Below are 3,209 nucleotides of genomic sequence, written 5' to 3'. Positions count from 1 at the left end.
TAATTCCTTGATTGTTTTGTCTTGCATGGCTTGCATAAATGGTCAACTCCTTTAGTGGTAGTATTAACCATTTACACGTGATTTAATATATTCTCCATCTGAAGCGCTTTGATGAGTTTACAATAGACAAATATCCATCAGCAGACAGACTTTCAAAAGAAATTGTCCTTGACTGGGGCAAAAAGAGATCATATGAGGCGCAGGCCAACCAATGTTCGCGGGCTTCTATCATACGTCAGTTCGGAAAATATATGGATTCCCTTGGACTTGATGCTTACATTATTCCGAAAGGCTACTACCCTACAGAGGAGCAGTACATTCCACATATTTATACCCCGGATGAACTGGAGCGTTTTTTTGCAGAAACTGATAAATGCCATTACTGTATCGAGTGTCCAGACAGGCACTTAATCATGCCAGTGTTTTTCAGGATGATATACTCCTGTGGTCTGCGTGTGTCCGAAGCCAGGCTCCTTAAGGTTGGCGATGTGGATCTTGATAACGGTATTCTTATCATTAACCATTCCAAGAAAGATAACAGCCGACTTGTTCCTATGTCTGGAACCCTTACAAAGCGATGCCGGGATTATGCCCGGAAAGTCCATCCATTCACGGACGAAAAGGCGTACTTCTTCCCTGCACTAGGCGGGAGACCTATGACAATACAAAATGTCTACCATAACTTCAGGAGATTTCTCTGGCGCGCCGGCATTTCTCATGGCGGCAGAGGCAAAGGCCCACGGATCCATGATTTTCGCCATACCTTTGCTTGTCATTGTCTGAAACGCTGGGTTGAACAAGGCAAGGACCTGTCAGCTTATCTACCAATCCTCAAAGCTTACATGGGACACGATTCCTTCGAGGAGACCGCTTATTATCTAAGGATGACGGCAGATGTTTTCCCGGATATCACCATTCGTCTGGAAGGGAAATACCCGGATCTGATCCCTGGGCTGGAAGGTGATGCAGATGAAACCGACTGATTTCGCAGTGCATCTTACCAGATTCCTTTCCGAATATCTACCAGGCCACAAAAACGTAAGTAGGAATACCATCAGTTCCTATCGCGATACATTTAAACTCTTGATCCGCTACTGCCAAGAAAAAGAAGGTATTGCAGCAGAAAATATTACAATGAATACCCTGTCGGGAGGCCTGATTACCAGGTTTTTGGAATGGCTGGAAACAGAGCGCAAATGCAGTATATCGACACGAAATCAGCGGCTGGCTGCCATCCATTCCTTTTTCCGTTATGCCCAGTGTGAAGACCCATCAGGACTTTACCATTTTCAAAAGGTCATTGCCATACCTGTCAAAAAAGCAGTCAAAGCAGTTGTGGAGCACCTTACTCCTGAGGCCATGCAGTTCCTATTGTCCCAACCGGACAAAACGACAATCCGCGGGCGGCGTGACCTGACCCTGATGAGTGTCCTCTATGACACAGGGGCAAGGGTACAGGAACTTATTGACATCAAGGTGTGTGATGTAAACCTGAACACACCGGCCATCATCGTGTTGACTGGAAAGGGCAATAAGATTAGGCGTGTTCCCATCATGAAAGGTACTGTCCAGCTCTTGGAACGTTATATTTACGAAAACCGTCTTGATGTAAACTGGAAAAATGAGTATCCGCTGTTCTTCAATAAACAGCATAGTAAGCTAACCAAAGAAGGGGTTTCCTACATCATCTCAAAATATGTGGAACAAGCTAGGCTATCATCAACGTTGATTCCGTCTAGGGTCAGACCGCATATGTTTCGTCACAGCAAGGCAATGCATCTTCTTCAGGCCGGAGTTAACCTCATTTATATCCGTGATTTCCTAGGCCATACGGACATAAAAGTCACTGAGGTCTATGCCAGGGCCGATACGGAGACGAAGCGTAAGGCAATCGAAAATGCCTATCCGGAACTAGTTAACAGCAGCCTGCCGGATTGGAACGAGGATCAGGCACTTCTTGCATGGCTGTCTCGACTGTAGAAGTCTCAAAGATTATGCAAAGTAAATGAGACAGAAATCCTTATATTTAATGGTCTGAACGAGTTTACTTTGCATAATCATCTACTTTGCATAAGGCGGAATAATTTCACCCCTATTAGCCAATGTCTACCTTCACAAACTCGACCAATGGATAATACGGGAATGGGAAGAAAAGAAAACCATACACGAATATTCAACAAATGATATGAAAATCAGAGCACTAAGGAAAAGAACCAATCTCAAACCCGCTTATCTAATAAGGTATGCCGACGACTGGATATTGATAACAGATACAAAAACCAATGCTGAAAAGTGGAAAAGGCGCATTGAAAAATACCTGGATACAAAACTCAAATTAAAGCTAAGTCCAGACAAAACACTAATAACCAACGTCAGAAAATCCCCCATCCACTTTTTAGGATTCCGCTATAAACAAATACCCGGTAAGTCCAGAACAGGATGGATACCTTGCACCAGACCAGATGATAAACGCCTAAAAGCAAAAGTAGATGAGCTAAGAAAACGCATCAAACAATTACGCAAATATAATGGAGAACAATTAATACACCAAATAAATATAACAAACAGTACCATTACCGGAATAGGCAACTACTACAAACCGGCAACTATGGTAAATGTAGAATTGAATAAATACGCCGATTCCCTATTATATACAGCATACAAAGCATTCAAACCAAAAGGTGCCCAATGGACACCGGCCAACGAAGTAAATAACCTAATTAATCGACACGCCAGTTATACAACAAAAATCCCAGCAATAAAATTTAATGAACTAACAATCGGAATAACCAGCTTAGGATTCGTTAAATGGGAAAAGGCATATCTCAAAAATCCAATAGAAACGCCATACACACCGGAAGGTAGAAATGCCTACAAAGAACGCACACTAAAGAAACATCCACTACCCAGAGATGACATAACCTTGAGCCTAACTCTATCCAAACTAATAACCAAAGGACAAACCGACCCAAAATACAACTTTGAATACCTAATGAATAGGGCCTATGCGTTCAACCGGGACAAAGGGAAATGCAAGGTATGCGGCAATCCAATAATAGGACATGAACTTGAAACACATCACATAAACCCCAATCTACCACTAAATCAAATTAACTGTTGATTGTCAATAGAATTGACCCACCTTATGCAAATAAATTTGACCCACCCAGTGGAGCAAAAATAATAAACAATACCCTTTACTGATGAGG

At 42.4% G+C, this 3,209-nt stretch carries 3 protein-coding genes; all 3 read left to right on the top strand.

The genetic code is table 11. The features are described from left to right. The first annotated feature begins 251 nt into the window (after positions 1 to 251). The 3 genes from BM299_RS18560 to BM299_RS18550 all read left to right on the top strand — a co-directional run bounded on the left by BM299_RS18560 (position 252) and on the right by BM299_RS18550 (position 3,121). Positions 252 to 983, top strand: a complete 732-nt coding sequence (locus tag BM299_RS18560) for a tyrosine-type recombinase/integrase (protein ID WP_245779865.1) — start codon at positions 252 to 254, stop codon at positions 981 to 983. Further along, positions 970 to 1,980 carry a site-specific integrase gene (locus tag BM299_RS18555; protein ID WP_092487982.1) on the top strand — a complete coding sequence of 337 codons (1,011 nt, stop codon included), beginning with the start codon at positions 970 to 972 and terminating at the stop codon, positions 1,978 to 1,980. Before BM299_RS18560 ends, BM299_RS18555 begins: the two co-directional genes overlap by 14 nt. Positions 1,981 to 2,080: 100 nt before the next feature. Next, positions 2,081 to 3,121, top strand: a complete 1,041-nt coding sequence (locus BM299_RS18550; protein ID WP_092487979.1) for a reverse transcriptase domain-containing protein — start codon at positions 2,081 to 2,083, stop codon at positions 3,119 to 3,121. Positions 3,122 to 3,209: the final 88 nt, after the last annotated feature.

This window comes from Desulfoscipio geothermicus DSM 3669, from assembly GCF_900115975.1.
Taxonomy (GTDB): Bacteria; Bacillota; Desulfotomaculia; order Desulfotomaculales; family Desulfallaceae; genus Desulfoscipio; species Desulfoscipio geothermicus.
Note: the sequence above shows the minus strand (reverse complement) of the source record. Positions and strands in the feature narration are given on the sequence as shown.

Coding starts and splice junctions, on each gene's coding strand:
- BM299_RS18555 (WP_092487982.1), top strand. CDS start 970: ATGAAACCGACTGATTTCGCAGTGCATCTTACCAGATTCCTTTCCGAA.
- BM299_RS18560 (WP_245779865.1), top strand. CDS start 252: ATGGATTCCCTTGGACTTGATGCTTACATTATTCCGAAAGGCTACTAC.